Raw genomic sequence first — 20,732 nt, forward strand, 5'->3', positions numbered from 1 at the left:
TATAAGCAAATTATTTAATAATTGTTTTACCTGTCATTTCTTTCGGTTGTTTCACATTTAAAAGCGTAAGCATTGTTGGAGCGATATCTCCTAAAATACCACCTTCACGAAGCTCTACATCATTTTTTGTAACGATGAAAGGAACCGGGTTAGTTGTATGAGCTGTCATTGGTCCGCCATCAGCAGTTAACTCCTGATCAGCATTACCATGGTCAGCAGTAATAAGTGCTACACCATCTTTTGCAAGAATCGCTTCTACAACTTTTCCTAAACATTCGTCAGTTGCTTCTACTGCTTTAATTGTTGGTTCCATCATCCCAGAATGGCCAACCATATCACAGTTTGCAAAGTTAAGAATGATAACATCATGTTTATCATTTTCGATTTCATTTACTAAAGCGTCCGTTACTTCGTAAATGCTCATTTCAGGTTTCAAGTCATACGTTGCAACCTTCGGTGAGTTAATTAAAATACGCTCTTCTCCTGGGAATTCAGCCTCACGACCACCGCTAAAGAAGAATGTAACGTGCGGATACTTTTCAGTTTCCGCGATGCGAAGTTGCTTTAATCCCGCTTGCGCAACAACTTCACCTAATGTGTTATCAAGGTTCATTGGCTTGAATGCCACGTAACCATCTACAGTTTCACTGAAATGTGTCATACAAACGAATTCAGGAATGTGAGGTACTTTTTCACCACGATCGAACTCACGGAAGTCTTCGTTTGTAAATACACGAGCAATTTGAATTGCACGGTCTGGACGGAAGTTATAGAAGATAACTGCATCATCATCATTGATTGTTGCAACTGGCGTGTTATCTTCGTTAACAATTACAGACGGCAATACGAATTCATCGTAGATACCATTTGCATAAGAGTCTTCTACACACTCTTCTGCTGATTTATAAGTAGGGCCTTCACCATTCACCATAGCACTGTAACATTTTTCTACGCGATCCCAACGCTTGTCACGGTCCATGGAGTAATAACGACCAGAGATAGTCGCGAATTGTCCTACTCCTGTTTCTTTAATTACTTCATTTGTTGCATCGATATAACCTTTTGCTGTTTGTGGTCCAACATCGCGGCCGTCTAAGAATGCATGGATATAAACTTTCTCCACGCCTTCTTTTGCTGCTAAGCGAAGAAGAGCAAACATATGGTTCATGTGACTGTGCACACCACCATCAGAAAGTAAGCCGAATAAATGAAGAGCAGTACCTTTTTCTTTTACGCTTTTAATTGCATTTTGGAAAGTTTCGTTCTGATCGAACTCACCTTCACGAATTGCAACGTTTACGCGTGTTAAGCTTTGATATACGATGCGGCCTGCACCGATATTTAAGTGACCAACCTCAGAGTTACCCATTTGACCTTCTGGAAGACCTACTTCCTCACCACAAGCTGTAAGCGTTGTGTGAGGGAATTTGTTCCAGTAACCATCAAAATTAGGTTTCTTAGCTTGTGCTACAGCATTCCCGTGAGTTTCTTCACGTAGTCCGAAACCATCAAGAATGATTAAAGCTGTTGGCTTTCTCATTTTACCGCCCCCAGAAGACCTAAGAACGAAGCAGGCTCTAAGCTAGCACCGCCAACTAAAGCGCCGTCGATGTCAGATTGTGCCATATACTCTTTAATGTTTTCTGGTTTTACGCTACCGCCGTATTGAATACGAACAGCTTCTGCAGCTTCTGGAGAAACAGCTTCTGCAACAACTTTACGGATGTGCGCACATACTTCGTTTGCATCTGCAGAAGAAGAAGATTTACCTGTACCGATAGCCCAGATTGGCTCATAAGCGATAACAGTTGCTTTAACTTGCTCTTCTGTTAAACCTGCAAGTGCTTTTGTCACTTGACCTGCTACTAGATCAAATGTTTTTCCGCTTTCGCGCTCTTCTAAAGTCTCACCACAACATACGATTGGTGTTAAACCATGTTCAAATGCTGCAAGAGTCTTTTTGTTTACTGACTCGTCTGTTTCAGCAAACATTTCACGACGCTCAGAGTGGCCAAGTACTACGTAGCCTACTTTTAAATCGCTAAGTGCTACTGGGCTAATTTCGCCAGTGAATGCACCATTTTTTTCGAAGTGCATGTTTTGTGCACCTACTTGTAAATCAGTTCCTTCAGTTGCTGCTACTAAACGCTCTAAGAATAGAGCTGGAGAGCAAACTACTGCATCAACAGCTGAAGCTGCTGGGATTTGACCTTTAACTTCCTCTACGAAGCTAACTGCTTCAGATAGAGTTTTATTCATTTTCCAGTTACCTGCGATAATTGGTTTACGCATGCTTTGCACCGTCCTTTTTCTTTGGCTGCTACTTATTTGTCGTTAAGACAAACTACACCTGGAAGCTCTTTACCTTCCATGAATTCTAATGACGCACCGCCGCCAGTAGAAATGTGGCTCATTTTATCAGCCATACCGAATTTTTCAACAGCTGCTGCAGAGTCACCACCGCCGATAACAGAGTATGTATCTTCTGCATCTGCTAATGCTTGTCCTACTGCTTTTGTACCTTCTGCGAATGGAGTCATTTCGAATACACCCATTGGTCCATTCCATACAACAAGCTTAGAATTTTTAATTACATCTGCATAAATTTCACGTGTTTTAGGACCGATGTCCACGCCTTCCCATGTAGAAGGAATAGAGTCGATACCTACGATTTGAGTTGTTGCAGTTTCAGAGAATTCCTCTGTGATTACAACATCAACTGGCATGTAGAAGTTTACGCCTTTTTCTTTTGCAAGTTGCATAAATTCTTTAGCTAGTTCAATTTTGTCGTTTTCACATAGAGATAGACCAATTTCATGACCTAAAGCTTTAACGAATGTGTAAGCAAGTCCGCCACCGATGATTAAGTTATCTACTTTGTCTAATAGATGACGAATTACACCGATTTTATCTTTTACTTTCGCACCACCAATGATAGCTGTGAATGGACGTTCTGGGTTAGAAAGTGCTTTTCCAAGTACATCTAACTCTTTTTCCATTAATAGACCAGATACTGCTGGTAGGTAGTCTGCGATACCTGCTGTAGAAGCGTGAGCACGGTGAGCTGCACCGAATGCATCATTTACGAAGATATCAGCAAGAGCTGCAAATTCTTTCGCAAGTTCTGCATCGTTCTTTTCTTCGCCCGCATAGAAACGTACGTTTTCAAGAACTAATACGTCGCCTTCGTTCATTGCTGCAACCATTTCTTGTGCAACTGGTCCGAATGCTTCGTCTGCTTTTTTAACATCTTTACCAAGAAGCTCGCCTAAACGTGCTGCTACTGGAGTAAGACGTAATTCTTCTACTGCTTGACCTTTTGGACGGCCTAAATGACTTGCTAAAATAACTTTCGCACCTTGCTCTACTAAATATTGAATTGTAGGAAGAGCTGCACGGATACGAGTTTCATCTGTAATTTTGCCTTCTTTCATAGGTACGTTGAAATCAACGCGGCAAAATACACGCTTACCTTTTAAATCTACGTCACGAATTGATTTTTTGTTCATTGGATTTCCCTCCGACTACTAGTTAGGATTGACAAAACCCACTCAAAAGCTTAACACATTTGCTTTTAAAACGAAAGAAGAGAGAGAGGGAACAAACCCTCTCCCTCGTTTTGTCATTGATTACTTATATAATTAAGAATTAAAGACCTTTAGAAGTCATGTATGCTGCTAGGTCTACTACGCGGTTAGAGTAACCAGTTTCGTTATCGTACCAAGAAAGTACTTTAACCATGTTACCTTCCATTACCATTGTAGATAATGCATCGATTGTAGAAGAAGCTGTACATCCGTTATAGTCGATAGATACTAATGGCTCTTCGCTGTATCCAAGGATACCTTTTAATTCGCCTTCAGCTGCTGCTTTAAATGCTGCGTTTACATCTTCAACTGTTACTTCTTTGTCAAGTTCAACAACTAAGTCAACAAGAGAAACGTTAGCAGTTGGAACACGTACAGCGCCACCGTTTAATTTACCTTTAAGTTCTGGTAATACTAATGCTACAGCTTTAGCTGCACCAGTAGATGTTGGGATCATGTTTTCAGCTGCTGCACGAGCACGACGTAAATCTTTGTGTGGTAAGTCTAAGATTTGTTGGTCGTTAGTGTAAGAGTGAATTGTTGTCATCATTCCGCGTTTTACGCCGAATTTTTCGTTTAATACTTTAGCGAATGGAGCTAGACAGTTTGTAGTACAAGAAGCGTTAGATACTACGTTGTGGTTAGCTGCATCGTATTGTTCGTGGTTAACACCCATAACTACAGTGATATCTTCGTCAGAAGCTGGAGCTGAGATGATAACTTTCTTAACTGATCCACCTAAGTGTTTTTCAGCGTCTGATTTTTTAGTGAAACGGCCAGTAGATTCTACTACTACTTCTACTCCGTAGTCGCTCCATGGTAATTGAGCTGGGTCACGCTCAGCGATAACTTTAATTTCTTTACCGTTAACAACGATGCTGTTTTCGTTAGCAGATACTTCTGCATTTAAAGTTCCGTGAACTGTGTCATATTTTAAAAGGTGAGCTAATGTTTTAGCATCTGTTAAGTCGTTGATTGCTACTACTTCTACCTCAGAGTTGTTAAGAGCTGCGCGGAATACGTTACGTCCGATACGTCCAAATCCATTAATACCAATTTTAGTCATTTGAATTTCCTCCTTGGGGGATTATATTAAAGGGTAATACCCTTTGTTAACTGTTTTGCTGCACCTTCATCTGTAATTAGAATTGAAGTGTGCCCTTGTTTAATTACAGCCTGTATTGCCTTTGCCTTTGAAGAACCTCCAGCGACTGCAACAACGTGAGATACATGTTGTAAATCCTCAAGTTGCATACCAACTGTTCTTACTTTATGAACAACATTTCCTTGTTCATTAAAGTAGTAACCGAAAGCTTCGCCTACTGCTTCGCTTGCTTGAATCTTTAACCAATCTGCTTCTGAAGTATTTCTGCGACGTGCCATTGTTAACGCATCACCTATTCCATGAATGACGATATTGGAAGATCGAATCAACTCAAGAACTTCTTTCACGGAAGGCTCTGTCACAATAGACGCATATGCTTCGCTACTAACATGGTCTGGAACATACAATAAGCGATAATTACTCATCGTATTTTGCGCCATCTTGGCACAAATGGTATTGGCTTCTAATTCGACGCCCTCTCCAATTCCACCACGCGCTGGGACAAATAGCATATGTAAATCTTTGCAATCAAGCTGCATCATGTCCGCAGCAGCAGCTAGCGTAGTTCCTCCAGCCACAGCAACGATATTATTCGCTGTCAGACGGTCTTTTATACAAGTCACACAAGCACGGCCCATCTCCAGTTTGACCCACGGCGATTCATCACTATCACCAGGGACAACGAAAACTTCATCCAAGTCTAATGTTTCCTTAAGTTGCTTTTCTAAAACCTTTAACCCGGAAATTTCTTTCATAAAGTCTTCCAAAGCAAGAACTAAAGCTGTTCCTTCTTCTGTCAAAGTCATTCCAGAAGAAGCGACGTGAACTAAGTTTTGTTCTTTCAAAACTTGAACTTCACTTCGCAATACTCGTTCTGTCATACCGAGACTTGCTGACAAGTTTCTTCTTCCAATAGGCTGCATGAGCCTAATGTATTGAAGAATTTGCATTCTCGTTTGCATAACAGGTAGCAGATCAGGTAATAATTTTTTTGTGTTCTGAATCCATGAGCGCATGTCTTTTCTCCTCACTACATTGGTTCATTTTCCCTCGTGGTCACTTTGTGTCCCGTAGTGACATTTTATGTCCCACGTAGGTTAAAAAAATAATCCCTGCTACGTGTATTATTGTAACAGGAGATAGAAACTTATTCAACTCTTAACTGCATTGTTTATATAGTTTATTATGACACCTTTGTGAATGTTACCATATTCTACCTGTTTCCCGCCTATTTCTACAACCGGAATCATTAAATGATACTTCTCCAAAAGGTCATTATCTTCATATATATCTATTTCCTCGATTTGAAAAGAATATTCACATTGTACTTCCTGTAAAACTTGTTTCGCCTGCACGCAAAGGCCACAATCTTTTTTTGTATACAGTACAACTTTCATATTCTTCACCTATCCGATCGTTTTTCGTAATGATGAAGCTGGAATGTGCATTTGTTCTCTATACTTCGCCACTGTTCTTCGAGAAATAACGATTTCATGCTCTTCTTCTAATAATTTTGAAATCTTTTGATCTGAAAGTGGCTTTTTCTTATTCTCCGCCTCAACAAGCGTTTGGATAAATCGTTTCACACGCTTTGTAGAAACTACTTCATCTTCAGTAGTCGAAACAGCATTACTAAAGAACGATTTCATCTCAAATAAACCATGTGGTGTTTGCACATATTTATTTCGCGTTGCACGACTAATTGTAGATTCATGCACACTTAACTCTTCCGCTACCTCTTTTAAAGCAAGCGGTTTTAAATATTCTGGACCTTCCCAGAAGAAATCACGTTGTTTTTCCATAATAATAGTCATCACTTGCAGAAGCGTTTGTTTTCTCTGTTTTAAACTGCGCATAATCCACTGCACATGCTGATACTTTTCTGAGACGTAAGATGCTACTTCACTTTCACTATTATTCAGAAGCGCACTATACTCAGAATGAATTTCAATTCTCGGCATATTTCTCTCGTTCATTTGTAAAACGAGACGATCACCATCTTTTTTCACCGCCATATCAGGTACAATATAAAGTGGTTTATCAGAAGAAAACGCAAGACCTGGTTTCGGCTGTAATGACGTAATACAGTTCACCGCCGATTGCAATTCCTCATTACTACACTTCAACACTTGGACGAGCTTTCGCCAATCTTTCTTCACGAAATAAGCAAATTGATCCTCTATAACCTCTTCCGCTAATCCATTCCGTCTTTGTAAGCGCTTCAATTGCAAAGTTAGACATTCCTGAATATTACGCGCTCCTACCCCTGCTGGCTCGAGCGATTGGACAAGCTCTACAGAGCGGTCGACTACATGAATTGGTGCGGAAAGGAGATCCGCTAACTCTTCGTTCGTTTCTTGTAAATACCCATTTCCATCCATGTTCATAATAATGAAAGAAGCTATTTTTCGCTCTTCTTCTTCTATTTTATAATACTGTATTTGATTTAATAAATGTTGCTGAATCGTTGTTGAATCCACACTGTAGATTTCCATCTGATTCTCGACTTGTTTGCTGGTACTTTTACTTGTGTTAGAGCTCTTTTTCTTCTCCCTCTCAAAACCACCTAACTCAATAAGGGGATTCTCTAACGATTGCTCATACAAAAACTCCGATAATTCTTGTACATTATACTGGAGCATTGTAATCGCTTGCCTTAACTCTTGTGTCATTGCCAAACGTAAGCTTTGTTCTTGTAAAAGACTTGCCTTCAAACTAATCTCCCCCTTGTTTCTATTGTACAATAAGTTTGGTAAAAGGAGAATGCTATCACAGACACCCATTCCAAAATATTATTAATTTATATGTATTAATGAGATTTACAACTTACAACCGAAATTTGAATAATATTGAAAGAAAATAATAGCGCGATAAAAATTATTACCACATACTAATAGTAAATCTTATTACTAGATATAACAAGTATTAATAAAAAGGTCTGCACTTATATTTGTAAGTGCAGACCTTTTTATGCAGATAGATTCATTATGCTTCGTTAAATATAACATCCCCTTCTTCAGCAGGCCATTCACCTTCTAATTCCATGTCGTCTAACATCATTTCAGCCGTAAAGACAATCGCTATTAAATCCTTATGGTAGTCTCCGCTAGGCAAATAGTGACTAGGTCCAAAACAATCCCTATCAATTTCTTTATAGTGCAATTCCATATTTAACATGAATTTCAACATTTCATCGCCTGTAATTTCACCAGAATCAGATACAGCAACGGTTCTACGTTCGTTATCCCCTAAAATGCTTAAATTCCCACTAATTTTACGCACCTGCAATCCCCTCATACTATAAGTTTTAAATAATTTTAGTATAAACTCATTGCAGAATTAACAGAAGTACCTTGTAAGCCCATAACAAAAACCCCCTATACACGATTATTTCTAATCACATACAAGAGGTTGTTTTAAATTTATTATTCATTTTCAACACGGAACACCAACAATAAAAAACGCGCCCAGAGGGATTCGAACCCCCGGCAGACGTGGTACCGGAAACCACCGCTCTATCCGACTGAGCTATGGGCGCATGATTATAAAGACACTTCATTTTCTTTCCATAATAATAGCAATAAAATCCATCTAAATCAATAAAAATATCCCCGTAATCCTTTATGCACCTTAGTTAGTAGTATATTAACTAAGCACTCTCTCCTAAATTTTCCAATCATAAATTCACCCCAACTCACAAATTATAATCTTTGAATTGATATTCCAAAGGGGGCTTCATTCAATGACTGTAATTACAAAACTAAAGCAAACTGTTTCTGGATTAAAAAGTGCACAAGCTAGCTTAGAGGGATTCGCTCTTGATACGGATAACCAACAAGCAAAGCAACTTTTCCAAACAGCTGCAGAGCAAACGCAAACGATTATCGATTCTTTAAACCCACGCGTTGAAGAAGTCCAACAAGAAGAACCACAATACTCACAGCAATAACAGATTCGTCATGCTGTGAAATAGAAAAAGGATGATATGCAGTCATCCTTTTTCTATCACATTACATATTGCAATAGAAATGGAATGATAATCATGCGAAAACTCGGCCTCATAACCGCGTTATTTGCCCTTCTATGTAGCTCTTTTGCCGGATGTGATAATAGTCCCTTAGATAAAAAAGTGAAAGAAGAAGCAAAACGAACGGAGAAAGAAAAAGGTCCCAAACTAACAAAGACGAGTACGGAATCCTTTAATCAATCTATATCACAAGGAGCCAAGAAAAGTGCTCTCGCTATGGATGAAATTATAAAAAGCACAGCAGTGAATTCAAATTTAGATCTCTACATAGCAGTTACACCTGAGCATCACGAAAGGTTTGGGCTAAAAGCTTTGCGTAAGAAGCTTCAAAAGCAGCTAAGTGATGAGCATCCTACTTTCGATGTTCGTGTAAGTACTGATAAAAAAATCTTTATGTTACTCGAAAAGCTTGAGAGCAAAATTAAGAAAAAAGAAGTATCTAAAGACGAGATCAATAAGCAATTAAAACTCATTGGGAAAAAAATGGAGTCTAACACTTAACGCTTTTTAATAGAAAAGGAAGGATCGCAATGTCTAGTAAAGATAAGAACTTAACCCCTGTGCAACAAGAGTATAAAAAATTCGAGCAAGAACGCGAACCGAAGCGCCCTGTCTTGAAAAATTGTATTAAAGCCTTTTTCGTCGGTGGTTTTATTTGCTTCATCGGACAACTCATTTCTACGTTTTATATCACATATTTTGATTTCACTGAGCGTTCAGCAGGAAATCCGACAGTCGCAACTCTCATTTTCATTTCCATGTTACTAACTGGATTCGGTATATACGATCGGTTTGGACAGTTTGCCGGAGCAGGTACAGCTGTACCTGTCACTGGATTTGGTAACTCTGTTATTGCCGCATGTATCGAACACCGAACGGAAGGGTTCGTCCTTGGTGTTGGCGGTAACATGTTTAAATTAGCTGGATCCGTTATTTTGTTTGGTGTATTTTCAGCTTTCGTCATCGCACTTATTAAAACGATTCTCGTTCAATGGGGAGGGCTATAAATGTTACAAGGACACCGAACGTGGGTATTTGAAAACAAACCAGTTATTATTTCGACAGGAGTCGTTGGCGGACCATTTGAAGCGAAAGGGAAAATCCCAGAAGACTTCGATATCCTTCATGAAGATTTATGGCTCGGACAGGATTCCTATGAAAAAGCACATAAAATTTTATTCGAAGAAGCTTGTAGCCGAGCTACTGAAAAAGCAGAACTTCGTAAAGATGATATCCAATTCGTACTTGCAGGAGATTTAATTAATCAAATTACTCCTACAAGCTTTGCTTGTCGTACACTCGGCACTCCTTATCTTGGATTATTCGGTGCTTGTTCTACTTCTATGGAAGGTTTAGCACTTGGGGCAAGTATCGTAAATGCAAAAGGTGCAAAATATTTATTAACTGGGGCATCAAGTCATAACACCGCGGTAGAAAAACAATTCCGCTATCCAACTGAATACGGGGGTCAAAAGCCTCCTACCGCACAATGGACAGTAACCGGGGCAGGCGCGGCTATTTTAAGTGACACTGGACATGGTCCTAGGGTAACATCTGCAACAATCGGACGAGTGGTTGATATGGGACTAACGGATCCGTTTAATATGGGCGGTGCGATGGCTCCAGCTGCCGTCGATACAATTGAAGCCCACTTACGCGAACGCCAAATTGATGCCTCTTACTACGATTTAATCGTAACAGGCGACCTAGGACATGTCGGACGCGAAATTGCTTATGACTTACTACATAAACACGGAACAAAAGTGACAAGCGAACAGTTTCAAGATTGCGGGCTACTCATCTATAGAGAAGGACAACCTGTCATAGCTGGCGCTAGCGGACCAGGATGTTCCGCAACAGTTGTATACGGTCATTTATTAAACCGAATGAAAAGAGGAGAGTTCAAAAAAATACTTGTCGTTGCGACAGGCGCTTTACTATCTCCACTTACATTCCAACAAGAAGAAACGATTCCATGTATCGCTCACGCCGTTTCGATTGAATTTGGAGGTGCAACGCAATGATTTTTTTCTGGGCTTTCGTCATCGGCGGACTCATATGTGTAATTGGCCAACTTATGTTTGATGTTGGCAAGCTAACACCCGCTCATACAATGGCAACACTCGTTGTTGCCGGTGCTATACTGGACGGATTCAACCTGTATGAACCATTAATCGACTTTGCTGGAGCCGGGGCAACTGTACCTATTACAAGTTTCGGTAATGCCCTCGTTCACGGCGCAATGGAAGAAGCTGCAAAACACGGCATCGTCGGTGTCATTACGGGAATGTTTAAAGTAACAAGCGCTGGTATTTCTGCTGCTATCATATTCGGATTCATTGGTGCATTACTATTCAAACCAAAAGGATAAGAGGTGTTTGTATGACAGTTATCGCTAGCGTTAAAACCTGCCTTGCTAGTGTAAGGGGCGCTCAAGCAAGTTTAAGCTCCCTTTCACTAAATTCACAGGACGCGGAATCAAAACGCTTATTTCATGAATGTATGTTAGAAATGGACAGCATCATCGCTGATTTACAGAATAGAGTTTCAGTATTAGAACGCGAAGAACCTCAATATAAAGGGTTTTAAGTAGACTGGAGGAAATGACTATGTCTCACCTGCCTGAATGGACACTTGTCATCCTTCGCTCTGTATTCATATTAATTATTTTATTCACTATTACAAAATGCTTAGGAAAAAGACAAATCTCTCAACTTTCCTTTTTTGAATACATAGCGGGAATGACAATCGGTGATATCGCTGCTCAAATATCTACAGGGCTTGATCAAAAGTTTTTCCATGGTGTCTTTGCCATACTTATTTTCGCCTCGGTACCTTTTTTCGTTGGAATTCTTTCCTTAAAAAACAAAACTGCTAGAGACTTTTTTGAAGGAAAGTCTACCGTTTTAATAAAGGACGGCAAAGTACTTGAGGATAATTTAAAGAAAGAGAAATATACAAGTGATGAATTACTTGAACTTCTTAGAGGAAATGGTGCATTCAGTATAGCTGAAGTCGAATTTGCTGTCTTAGAACCGAGCGGAGAATTAAATGTATTATTAAAGAAAGATTCTCAGCCACTTACAGCAAAAGACATCGGGTTAAAAGTACCTAATGAAAAAGAACCGCAAACTGTTATTATGGATGGCAATGTCTTAGATGAACCTCTATCCTCTAGTGGACATAACCGTGCTTGGTTACATTCTGAACTAGAAAAGCTCGGTGTTGTTATTGAAAATGTCTTTCTAGGTCAAGTGGATTCATACGGACAACTTACTATCGACATTTATAATGACAAACTACAAATGCCTTCTCCTCAAAACAAGCCTTTATTATTAGCATCTTTAAAAAAATGTCATGCTGATCTTGAACTATTTTCCCTAGAAACAAAGTCGAAATCAGCAAGCGAAATGTATAGTAAAAACGCGAAACACATCGAAAAGATTTTAAATAAAGTAACCTATCTTTTAAAAGAATAGATATCGAAAGAACGCTTCAGTAAAAAGGCGTTCTTTTCTTTTTTCTACAACTTTCATGACGTTTAAATTTATGTAATTCGGTTATGATGTTGAAGATACATAAGCAGGGAATTTCAAAAACATAGCGAATAATTCATGGTACAACTACATATTTTTTTGATTTAAAGTGGTTTCGTTTGACCTTTATTGACCATAATTGTATTATAAGACTAAGAAAGCTTTAGAAGGAGGAAATAACAGATGAATTTAATTCCTACAGTAATTGAACAAACAAATCGTGGAGAACGCGCTTACGATATTTACTCTCGACTATTAAAAGACCGCATCATTATGCTTGGTAGTGCAATTGATGACAACGTAGCTAACTCAATCGTTTCCCAGCTTTTATTCTTGGAATCTCAAGATCCAGAAAAAGATATTCACATCTACATCAATAGCCCTGGTGGTTCTATCACAGCAGGTATGGCAATTTACGATACAATGCAATTTATTAAACCACAAGTATCAACAATCTGTATCGGTATGGCTGCATCTATGGGTGCATTCTTACTTGCAGCAGGTGAAAAAGGAAAACGTTATGCACTTCCAAACAGTGAAGTAATGATTCACCAACCACTTGGCGGAGCACAAGGTCAAGCGACTGAAATCGAAATCGCTGCAAAACGTATCCTATTCTTACGTGAAAAACTAAACCAAATTCTTGCTGACCGCACAGGTCAACCACTTGAAGTACTACAACGCGACACAGACCGCGACAACTTCATGACAGCTGAAAGAGCTCTAGAATACGGCTTAATCGATAAGATCTTTACAAATCGTTAATAACTAAAAGTGGAAGCGGCTCGTTCAGAATCGCAGGGTGTTGGAGCTTTTACATCCGAGACGCTTTTTGCCTCGAATGTAAAAGCGAAACAACCGGAGATTCTAGCCGCTGGAGCTAGATAGATCTAAAACGAAAGCGCCCTCTTACAGGGCGCTTTTTTATAATTAAACCTCCGCACGTGCGCCCTACATACCCGCCCCCCAACAACAAACAACAAAACAAAAAAGCTATCGCACATGCGCGATAGCTTCTTATTGTATATATGCAGCTAATGCTTCTAAAGCTTCTTCTGCATCTGAACCTTCTGTTGTAATTGTTATCATGCTACCAGTTCCAATTGCTAAGCTCATAATCCCCATTATGCTCTTTGCATTCACTGTCTTTCCATCTTTCTCGATGAAGATATCCGCATGAAAGCGATTAGCCTCTTGTACAAACAACGCAGCCGGACGTGCTTGTAAACCGTTTTTTAATGAAACCTTAACTCGTTTTTGAACCACAGCTCCATTTCCCCTTTAACCTCTTATTTTTTTGCTACCGTTTCCCCCGCGCGTAATTTCTCTGCAATCTCATCGATTTTACGCAAACGATGATTAATACCCGATTTACTAATTTTCCCCCCGGATACCATCTCGCCTAACTCTTTCAATGTTACATCTTGATAATCTCTTCGTAATTGTGCAATTTCTCGCAGTTTATCTGGTAATATATCAAGACCAACCGTCTCATCAATATAACGGATATTTTCAATCTGCCTTAGCGCTGCACCAATTGTTTTATTTAAATTGGCTGTTTCGCAGTTCACTAAACGATTTACTGAATTACGCATATCACGAACAATTCGAATGTCTTCAAATCTTAAAAGTGCATTATGAGCGCCTATAATATTTAAAAACTCCGTAATCTTTTCTGCTTCTTTCAAATACGTAATGTACCCTTTTCTTCTTTCCAACGTCTTACTATTTAAATCAAATCCGTTCATCAATTCACATATAGCATCATTATGTTCCTTATATAACGAAAAGACCTCTAAATGATAAGATGATGTTTCTGGGTTATTTACTGAACCACCTGCTAAAAATGCACCGCGTAAATACGATCGTTTACAACATTTCTTCTCAATCAATTCTTGTGATATATTTCGAATCAACGAAAAGTCGTCTCGAACAATATGAAGATCAGCTAATATTTCGCGAGACTTCTCAACAAGCCGCACAATATATACATTATTTTTCTTCAATCGCATTTTTTTACGAACAAGTAATTCTACCGTCACGTCATATCCTTTTTTCAAAAGCGTATAAATCCTTCTTGCAATTGCCGCATTCTCCGTTTGAATATCGATAGATAGACGACGGTTTGAAAAAGAAAGCGATCCGTTCATTCGAAGTAACGCTGATAATTCTGCTTTCTCACAGCATTCCTTCACCTCAAGATTCGTTAGCTCTTTCTTTGTTTCTGATGCAAATGACACAGTCAACACCTCCTTATACGATTACTTTGGAACAAAAATCTTGTCCTATATGAAATGATGAGCGTTACCTCAAACGAGGCAACGCACATCTACAACAGTGAATATAAAATAGAAGCTAGTTTTAATGTATCGTGCCTTACAACACGATCATCATACTTCGCTAATTGATCTTGAATGACATCAATATTGCTCTCTGTAAAACGCTCTTCATCTACTACAACTGGTGCCGACAGTTCTTCCTCATATAACTGACGTAATTCACAAGGAATATCACGGTTATTTACAATTGCAGTATCGATAAATGGTTTACCTAAATGATCATGTAACGCCTGCACATGGTCAAACGCAGTATATCCCATCGTTTCACCAGCTTGCGTCATAACATTACACACATATACCTTCTTCGCTTTTGCAGCAAGAACAGCGTCCCCGATTTTGTTAACAACTAAATTCGGTAATATACTCGTATACAAACTTCCTGGACCAAAAACAAGTAAATCAGCTCGTTTAATCTCAGCCAACGTTTCATGTAACGGCTCTACATCTTCTGGAGTTAAAAAGACGCGGTTAATCTTCTTCCCGGAATAAGGAATCTTTGATTCACCTGTTACAATTTCTCCATCTTCTAGTTCCGCATGAAGTACCGCACTTTGGTTAGCTGCCGGTAACACACGCCCTCTGACATTTAACACTTTACTCGTTTCCGTAATCGCATGGAAGAAGTCTCCTGTAATCGAGGTCATACCCGCTAATAATAAATTTCCTAACGCATGACCTTTCAGCCCGTCTCCCGTTGTGAAACGATGCTGAAATAAAGCTTCCACCAGCGGCTCTACATCTGATAACGCAACAAGTACGTTACGAATGTCACCTGGGGGTGGAATTTCGAGCTCATCACGTAATCTACCTGAACTGCCACCATCATCAGCGATTGTAACAACTGCTGTAATATCAACCGGATATTGTTTTAATCCTCGTAATAAAACAGAGAGTCCAGTACCGCCTCCCATAATAACAATTTTAGGTTTTCTCTCTTTTTTCATCCCTTAATGGCCCTTTCTCTTCTCCACATCACGATGAGATACATGAACGCTATACTCTGGTTTCAAATGTTTCCCAAGGTATTCTGTAAGCGTAACAGAACGGTGCTGTCCACCTGTACATCCAATTGCAATTACAAGTTGACTCTTGCCTTCTCTTTTATAATGAGGCAGCATGAAAGTAATAAGATCCGTCAATTTCTCTAAAAACTTATGTGTCTCATTAAATTTCAGCACATACGATGAAACTTCTTCATCTAGTCCTGTTAATGGCTTCATATGTGGAATGTAATATGGATTTGGTAAAAAACGAACATCAAATACTAAATCTGCATCAATTGGAATACCGTACTTAAATCCAAATGACATAACATTTACACGAAATGCTTGCTCAGTTTCAGTTGAAAACAGATGAACAATTTTTTCACGTAATTCTTTCGGTTTTAAATCCGATGTATCCAGCACAATATTCGCTCGCGCCTTCATATCAGTTAATAAGCCACGCTCCATCTCGATTCCCTTTAACGGCAAACCAGTTGGTGCAAGTGGATGCGAACGTCTCGTTTCTTTATAACGAGTTACAAGCGTGCCATCTTTCGCATCTAAGAATAAAATATGAGGAATAATCCATGTACGTTCTGATAAATCATCAAGTGCTCCCCATAAATGTTCGAAAAACTCTCGGCCACGTAAATCAACGCCAAGTGCCACTTTATTCATTTTCCCTTTTGAATCTGCCATAAGCTCAATAAACTTCGGCAATAACATCGGTGGTAAATTATCTACACAGAAATATCCTAAATCTTCAAAACTTTGTAAAGCTACTGTCTTTCCAGCTCCAGACATTCCTGTAATAATTACCATTTTTATATCATTATTCTCTGTCATCGTATCCTCTCCTTGACGGTTTAACTCGGATCTAATCGATATGAAAGCAACTCAAAATCTGGGGTATATACAAATGTACCGTAGATTATGCCATTTCCTTTAATTAAATAATCAATAATGTGATAATCTCCTGGTGCCATTGCTAAATCATCAATTTTGTCAAATGTATGCCAACCAATGATGCCTTCTTCGCTCTCTAGTTTGTTTTCTCCTGCAAAATCTGTCGCTAAAAAGGAGAACATCATCCATTCAGAAACAACTTTATCACCTTCTTGGATGACAAAGGTGAAGACCCCTTTTAACGCTGGGTTCTTTAAATAAATACCTGTTTCTTCACGATACTCGCGAACAACGGAATCTCTTACTGTCTCACCACGCTCCATTTTCCCGCCTGGTGCAACCCACCAATTTCGGCGAGGTTTTTGGAGTAAGAGTACTTCATTATCTCTAATTAACACACAGTTTGTCACTCTTTGCATGTTTCTTCACCTCAGCTACTTGCAGTAAATTTCTCACTGCATACTCATTTCATTATACTATCAAAAACAGTTTGCTACAACGAAGGAGCCAGTCCTCTTTCGCTAAGCACATGCTACTCAACAATTTTAAAAAAGCTTTCTAGAACAAGCAATGTAAATACCTAGACTTTCAATGAATAGCATAAAAAATCCCCTTAACGATTTTTATCGCCAAGGGGATTAAAGTCCTTATTTCTTACCGAAATAAGTAACAATCGCAAATCCTAAAATAAAGGTAATAATTGAACTTATAATTGAAAATCCTCCAGTTGGAATACCAGGGAACACAATTACAATCGAGCCGATAACAAGTCCAATAATTGCCGCAAATGTCATACTTTTATAACGATCTAACAAGAAACTAATTCCTTTACTACTTACAACAAACCCCGCCATAACACCAGCACCGATAACTACGATTAAAGGTAAGTTCAGTGTAGTTAAAGCATTAATTGCTGTCGGATACACACCAATAATTAATAAAATAAATGATCCGCTAATTCCAGGAAGCAACATAGCCATACTAGCCATCCAGCCCGCGAAAAATAAACCAATTGCATTTAAAATTGTTAACGTCGTAATTGGATCTGCTGCCTTATCTGGTTTAAAGAAAGCTGTGATCGCAACAAGAATTGCTGCAACTATTAATAAAACAATGTGCTTACCTTTAAACGACGACTTTGCATCAGCTTCTCTCATTAACATCGGTAATATACTAATAATTAAACCGAGGAAGAAAAATTGAGTCGGTTCATAATGATTTGCAAGTAAATATTTAATAACGTGACTTAACGTTAAAAACGCTGCTGCCACACCAGCTGCAAGGGGAATTAAAAAGCCTAAATGTTTTTTCCATTCGCGACTAAAGAATCCACTAATTGCCGCAAGCAATTGTTCATAAATCCCTAACACAACAGCGATTGTACCGCCGCTCACACCAGGAATTAAATCACTAACGCCCATACAAAATCCACGATATATATTACGCCATTCCATACTGAATAAATTCCTCATTTCTTATAGTGATTTTTCCGTAAAGTCCAGTATATCAATAAGAAAGCTTATAATCTTAATATTTTTTGACAAAACTTTGACATTTTCATAAAAAAAGAAGAAAGCTCCTATCGGTAGCTTTCTTCTCAAAAGGCATATTATCCCTTATTTTTCTGATACAGTTTTTAGTTCTTCTAATAATTCTTCTACATAATGTTGAGCACTTTGTGCTGCGATACTACCATCACCTGTTGCCGTTACAATTTGACGTAGCATTTTTTCACGAACATCTCCAGCTGCGAAAATACCAGGAACTTTCGTTTCCATACGCTCATTTGTTTCAAGGTAACCATTTTCATTTGTAATACCTAGTTCAACAAATGGTTTTGAAAGTGGTAACATACCGATGTATATGAATACGCCGTCAGTTTTGACTTCTTTCTCTTCTCCACTGTTTACGTCTACAAGTGTCACGCTTCCTACTTTACCATTTGCATCGTTAATTTCTTTAATAGTGTGATTCCAAATGAAATCTACTTTCTCGTTTTGGAAAGCACGATCTTGTAAAATTTTCTGTGCACGAAGAGTGTCACGACGGTGAACGATTGTTACCTTTGATGCGAAGCGTGTTAAGAACACACCCTCTTCAACAGCAGAATCTCCACCACCAATAACTACAAGTTCTTTTCCTTTAAAGAAAGCCCCATCACATACTGCACAATATGATACACCACGGCCGCCAAGCTCTGTTTCGCCTGGCACACCAATTTTTTTATATTCTGCACCGCTTGCAACGATAATTGCACGTGCTTTATATTCTTTTTTACCAGCAATAATTGTTTTGTATTCTTTACCATCGATGACTGCTTTCACATCACCGTATGCATATTCAGCACCAAATTTCTTCGCATGCTCAAACATTTTATTTGATAAGTCTGGTCCTAAAATAGACTCATAACCTGGGTAGTTTTCTACATCTTCTGTGTTTGCCATTTGGCCACCTGGAATACCACGCTCAAGCATTAATGTGCTTAAATTCGCACGAGATGTATATACTGCAGCTGTCATACCAGCTGGTCCTGCACCAATAATAATGACATCATAAATTTTTTCTTCTGACACATCATTCACTCCTATTCATTCCTACACAATTAAGTTACCCTCATTATACTGTTAGCATCATTTTTTTCCCAATGATTTGCTTACCCTATGTGTGCGTACGCTTAACAGCCTGCACATACTTTCGAACAGTCGCTACAGATACATTATATACATCTCCAAGCTCCGACTGTGTCATCTTATTTCCTTGTTCGCCGCGCACAATATATTCAACCGCAGCTGACCAGCCGTATACATTTGTAAAAACTGCCCCAGATGTATATAAACGTATGAACGTACAAAACCAAAATTGTAAACACTCTTCGATTAATTCATCATCTTTTTTCGTATAATTATATAAAGCATCCGCAATTTGCGCGCACTGTTCAAATTGCTGTAAATCCGCTGGAATGCTCTTATGGCTATTAAGTAAAAAGAAATACTTTGCAAGTTGCGATACGATTGGAACACCGTTTTTCGCCTGCGTTACATCAAAGAAGAATCCCACCTTCTCTGGCGTTGACAATTCATTCATTAAATATAAAGCTAGCATTTGTTCCTCTAGCGTCGCACTTTGTTGAAATGATTTTCGTAATTCTTCAAATAATACGTTTTGTCCTTCATCTGCTAAATTCAGCGCATTCCACGGTTCTTTTCCCTTTTTATCAGGGTGCAATTCTACAACATGCTGCCACATTTTTTCAGCTACTTGCTGATCTTTCACCATATAAGCAGAATATGCAAACCAATAATAAAAACTAACGTCTCCCTCGTATCCTTGACGCTTTAATACTTTGAACCATTTATATGCAGGCTCAAAATGACCAATTGTTGCAAGTGTCGTTCCTAGTTTCAAACGATGCTCGAACGAAATCGGATATACTGAAACTAACTGCTCCGCTAACGCTTCTACTTGTTTATGCTCTCCAATTGAATATAGGAAAATAAGCGTATTACAAAGCGCATGTATATTACCAGGATTTTTCTCTAAAATCATTTCCGTTAACTTCAGAGCTTTATCTACATTACCAGATTGAAAATGTGCAATGGCTAAATTATTATGACCCGACCAAAATTCCGGATAATCTTTTGTAACAATTTCTAATGTAGCAATTGCTTCTTCCAATTGTCCGTTACGAATATAACGATTCGCTTCTTCCTGCATAACAATTAGATCATCTTCATCCTCAATCTCTTCCTCGCCCATCGCTTCTTCTTCCATAATTTCAAGTAATTCTAATGTATCTTCTACAAATTCCTTCTCTTCTGCAACTTCTAAATAACGATCCGCATACTTTTTCGCCTGCTGAAATAGCCCCATATATGCATAATTATTTGCAATAAAATAATAGCATTGTTCAAGTTCTGGATTAGATCTAACAAGCTTAAAGAAGATTTGATTCGACTCTTGATATTCACCAGCCTCAGATAATACTGTTGCTAATTGACATAAAATAAACGGCTCCTTCTCACTTTGTGCCGCTCTTCGAAAATATTTAATTGCATCTTGCAATTTCTGCCCTTTGTAAGCCCTCATCCCTTTTTTATAAAAGAATTCCGCTAATTGATTAAAAGAGATAACTTGTCCGTTCTCCTTATATATTCCTTGATTTTTCCCCATATATCCTCCAGTTTTTTGTTTTCTTCGTTCACACATTCTTCTATCTATAAGTATAAACGATTCCGTAAAAAACAAAACA

24 protein-coding genes and 1 tRNA gene are annotated in these 20,732 nt (G+C 38.7%); 8 read left to right on the top strand and 17 right to left on the bottom strand.

Translation table 11 applies throughout. The annotated features are described in order from the left end of the window. Positions 1 to 10: 10 nt before the first annotated feature. The 9 genes from gpmI to ILS93_RS21505 all read right to left on the bottom strand — a co-directional run bounded on the left by gpmI (position 11) and on the right by ILS93_RS21505 (position 8,230). Positions 11 to 1,540 carry a 2,3-bisphosphoglycerate-independent phosphoglycerate mutase gene (gene gpmI, locus ILS93_RS21465; protein ID WP_222661243.1) on the bottom strand — a complete coding sequence of 510 codons (1,530 nt, stop codon included), beginning with the start codon at positions 1,538 to 1,540 and terminating at the stop codon, positions 11 to 13. After that, positions 1,537 to 2,292, bottom strand: coding sequence for a triose-phosphate isomerase (gene tpiA / locus ILS93_RS21470; protein ID WP_001231042.1), 756 nt, complete (start codon positions 2,290 to 2,292; stop codon positions 1,537 to 1,539). The genes gpmI and tpiA overlap by 4 nt, the downstream gene beginning before the upstream one ends. Positions 2,293 to 2,324: 32 nt before the next feature. Further along, positions 2,325 to 3,509: a phosphoglycerate kinase gene (locus ILS93_RS21475; protein WP_002198882.1), complete on the bottom strand. Its 1,185-nt coding sequence runs from the start codon at positions 3,507 to 3,509 to the stop codon at positions 2,325 to 2,327. Between the two features lie 139 nt (positions 3,510 to 3,648). After that, positions 3,649 to 4,653 carry a type I glyceraldehyde-3-phosphate dehydrogenase gene (gap, locus tag ILS93_RS21480; protein WP_000161234.1) on the bottom strand — a complete coding sequence of 335 codons (1,005 nt, stop codon included), beginning with the start codon at positions 4,651 to 4,653 and terminating at the stop codon, positions 3,649 to 3,651. A gap of 26 nt (positions 4,654 to 4,679) precedes the next feature. Further along, a complete protein-coding gene (gene cggR, locus ILS93_RS21485; RefSeq protein ID WP_001258183.1) occupies positions 4,680 to 5,708 on the bottom strand; it encodes a gapA transcriptional regulator CggR in 1,029 nt (342 codons plus the stop codon). A 135-nt stretch (positions 5,709 to 5,843) separates the two neighbouring features. Next, on the bottom strand, positions 5,844 to 6,089 hold the full coding sequence (locus ILS93_RS21490; RefSeq protein ID WP_064476221.1) for a glutaredoxin family protein: 246 nt from the start codon (positions 6,087 to 6,089) through the stop codon (positions 5,844 to 5,846). A 9-nt stretch (positions 6,090 to 6,098) separates the two neighbouring features. Beyond that, positions 6,099 to 7,406 carry an RNA polymerase factor sigma-54 gene (rpoN, locus tag ILS93_RS21495; protein WP_064476220.1) on the bottom strand — a complete coding sequence of 436 codons (1,308 nt, stop codon included), beginning with the start codon at positions 7,404 to 7,406 and terminating at the stop codon, positions 6,099 to 6,101. Between the two features lie 271 nt (positions 7,407 to 7,677). Then, positions 7,678 to 7,974 (bottom strand): hypothetical protein, encoded by a 297-nt coding sequence (locus ILS93_RS21500; protein ID WP_064476219.1) that lies wholly within the window; start codon positions 7,972 to 7,974, stop codon positions 7,678 to 7,680. Positions 7,975 to 8,154: 180 nt separating this feature from the next. Beyond that, positions 8,155 to 8,230 (bottom strand) — tRNA-Arg (locus ILS93_RS21505). Between the two features lie 204 nt (positions 8,231 to 8,434). On the opposite strand from ILS93_RS21505, the gene ILS93_RS21510 reads away from it, so the two are divergent. The 8 genes from ILS93_RS21510 to clpP all read left to right on the top strand — a co-directional run bounded on the left by ILS93_RS21510 (position 8,435) and on the right by clpP (position 13,020). Next, on the top strand, positions 8,435 to 8,641 hold the full coding sequence (locus ILS93_RS21510; RefSeq protein ID WP_000216160.1) for a DUF1657 domain-containing protein: 207 nt from the start codon (positions 8,435 to 8,437) through the stop codon (positions 8,639 to 8,641). Positions 8,642 to 8,734: 93 nt separating this feature from the next. After that, on the top strand, positions 8,735 to 9,220 hold the full coding sequence (locus ILS93_RS21515) for a YhcN/YlaJ family sporulation lipoprotein (RefSeq protein WP_103655914.1): 486 nt from the start codon (positions 8,735 to 8,737) through the stop codon (positions 9,218 to 9,220). Between the two features lie 29 nt (positions 9,221 to 9,249). Continuing rightward, entirely contained in the window at positions 9,250 to 9,726 is a 477-nt protein-coding gene (gene spoVAC / locus ILS93_RS21520; protein WP_000095399.1) for a stage V sporulation protein AC, read from the top strand. After that, on the top strand, positions 9,727 to 10,743 hold the full coding sequence (gene spoVAD, locus ILS93_RS21525) for a stage V sporulation protein AD (RefSeq protein ID WP_000938954.1): 1,017 nt from the start codon (positions 9,727 to 9,729) through the stop codon (positions 10,741 to 10,743). Next, positions 10,740 to 11,090, top strand: a complete 351-nt coding sequence (gene spoVAE, locus ILS93_RS21530; RefSeq protein WP_000575918.1) for a stage V sporulation protein AE — start codon at positions 10,740 to 10,742, stop codon at positions 11,088 to 11,090. Before spoVAD ends, spoVAE begins: the two co-directional genes overlap by 4 nt. A gap of 11 nt (positions 11,091 to 11,101) precedes the next feature. Beyond that, positions 11,102 to 11,308 (top strand): DUF1657 domain-containing protein, encoded by a 207-nt coding sequence (locus ILS93_RS21535; protein ID WP_064476217.1) that lies wholly within the window; start codon positions 11,102 to 11,104, stop codon positions 11,306 to 11,308. 20 nt (positions 11,309 to 11,328) lie between these two features. Beyond that, a complete protein-coding gene (locus ILS93_RS21540) occupies positions 11,329 to 12,198 on the top strand; it encodes a DUF421 domain-containing protein (RefSeq protein ID WP_064476216.1) in 870 nt (289 codons plus the stop codon). Between the two features lie 240 nt (positions 12,199 to 12,438). After that, positions 12,439 to 13,020 carry an ATP-dependent Clp endopeptidase proteolytic subunit ClpP gene (gene clpP, locus ILS93_RS21545; protein WP_001049163.1) on the top strand — a complete coding sequence of 194 codons (582 nt, stop codon included), beginning with the start codon at positions 12,439 to 12,441 and terminating at the stop codon, positions 13,018 to 13,020. Positions 13,021 to 13,272: 252 nt separating this feature from the next. On the opposite strand, the gene ILS93_RS21550 is transcribed toward clpP, so the two are convergent. The 8 genes from ILS93_RS21550 to ILS93_RS21585 form a co-directional block, all read right to left on the bottom strand. Then, a complete protein-coding gene (locus ILS93_RS21550) occupies positions 13,273 to 13,521 on the bottom strand; it encodes an HPr family phosphocarrier protein (RefSeq protein WP_000250305.1) in 249 nt (82 codons plus the stop codon). Positions 13,522 to 13,544: 23 nt separating this feature from the next. Further along, on the bottom strand, positions 13,545 to 14,495 hold the full coding sequence (whiA, locus tag ILS93_RS21555) for a DNA-binding protein WhiA (protein ID WP_222661245.1): 951 nt from the start codon (positions 14,493 to 14,495) through the stop codon (positions 13,545 to 13,547). 89 nt (positions 14,496 to 14,584) lie between these two features. Continuing rightward, positions 14,585 to 15,538, bottom strand: coding sequence for a gluconeogenesis factor YvcK family protein (locus ILS93_RS21560; RefSeq protein WP_000712181.1), 954 nt, complete (start codon positions 15,536 to 15,538; stop codon positions 14,585 to 14,587). A gap of 3 nt (positions 15,539 to 15,541) precedes the next feature. After that, complete coding sequence (gene rapZ / locus ILS93_RS21565; protein ID WP_000138461.1) at positions 15,542 to 16,423, bottom strand: RNase adapter RapZ; 882 nt, start codon at positions 16,421 to 16,423, stop codon at positions 15,542 to 15,544. Between the two features lie 20 nt (positions 16,424 to 16,443). Then, on the bottom strand, positions 16,444 to 16,902 hold the full coding sequence (locus ILS93_RS21570; protein WP_001190080.1) for an NUDIX hydrolase: 459 nt from the start codon (positions 16,900 to 16,902) through the stop codon (positions 16,444 to 16,446). Between the two features lie 228 nt (positions 16,903 to 17,130). Further along, a complete protein-coding gene (locus ILS93_RS21575) occupies positions 17,131 to 17,937 on the bottom strand; it encodes a DUF368 domain-containing protein (RefSeq protein WP_000455195.1) in 807 nt (268 codons plus the stop codon). Between the two features lie 162 nt (positions 17,938 to 18,099). Then, the gene (trxB, locus tag ILS93_RS21580) at positions 18,100 to 19,056 is read right to left on the bottom strand and encodes a thioredoxin-disulfide reductase (protein WP_001288065.1); all 957 of its coding nucleotides are present in this window, start codon (positions 19,054 to 19,056) and stop codon (positions 18,100 to 18,102) included. A gap of 85 nt (positions 19,057 to 19,141) precedes the next feature. Then, positions 19,142 to 20,653, bottom strand: a complete 1,512-nt coding sequence (locus tag ILS93_RS21585; RefSeq protein ID WP_064476214.1) for a tetratricopeptide repeat protein — start codon at positions 20,651 to 20,653, stop codon at positions 19,142 to 19,144. Between the last annotated feature and the right edge of the window lie 79 nt (positions 20,654 to 20,732).

It is taken from the genome of Bacillus sp. 16GRE42, assembly GCF_019837435.1.
In the GTDB taxonomy this organism is placed as follows: Bacteria; Bacillota; Bacilli; order Bacillales; family Bacillaceae_G; genus Bacillus_A; species Bacillus_A wiedmannii.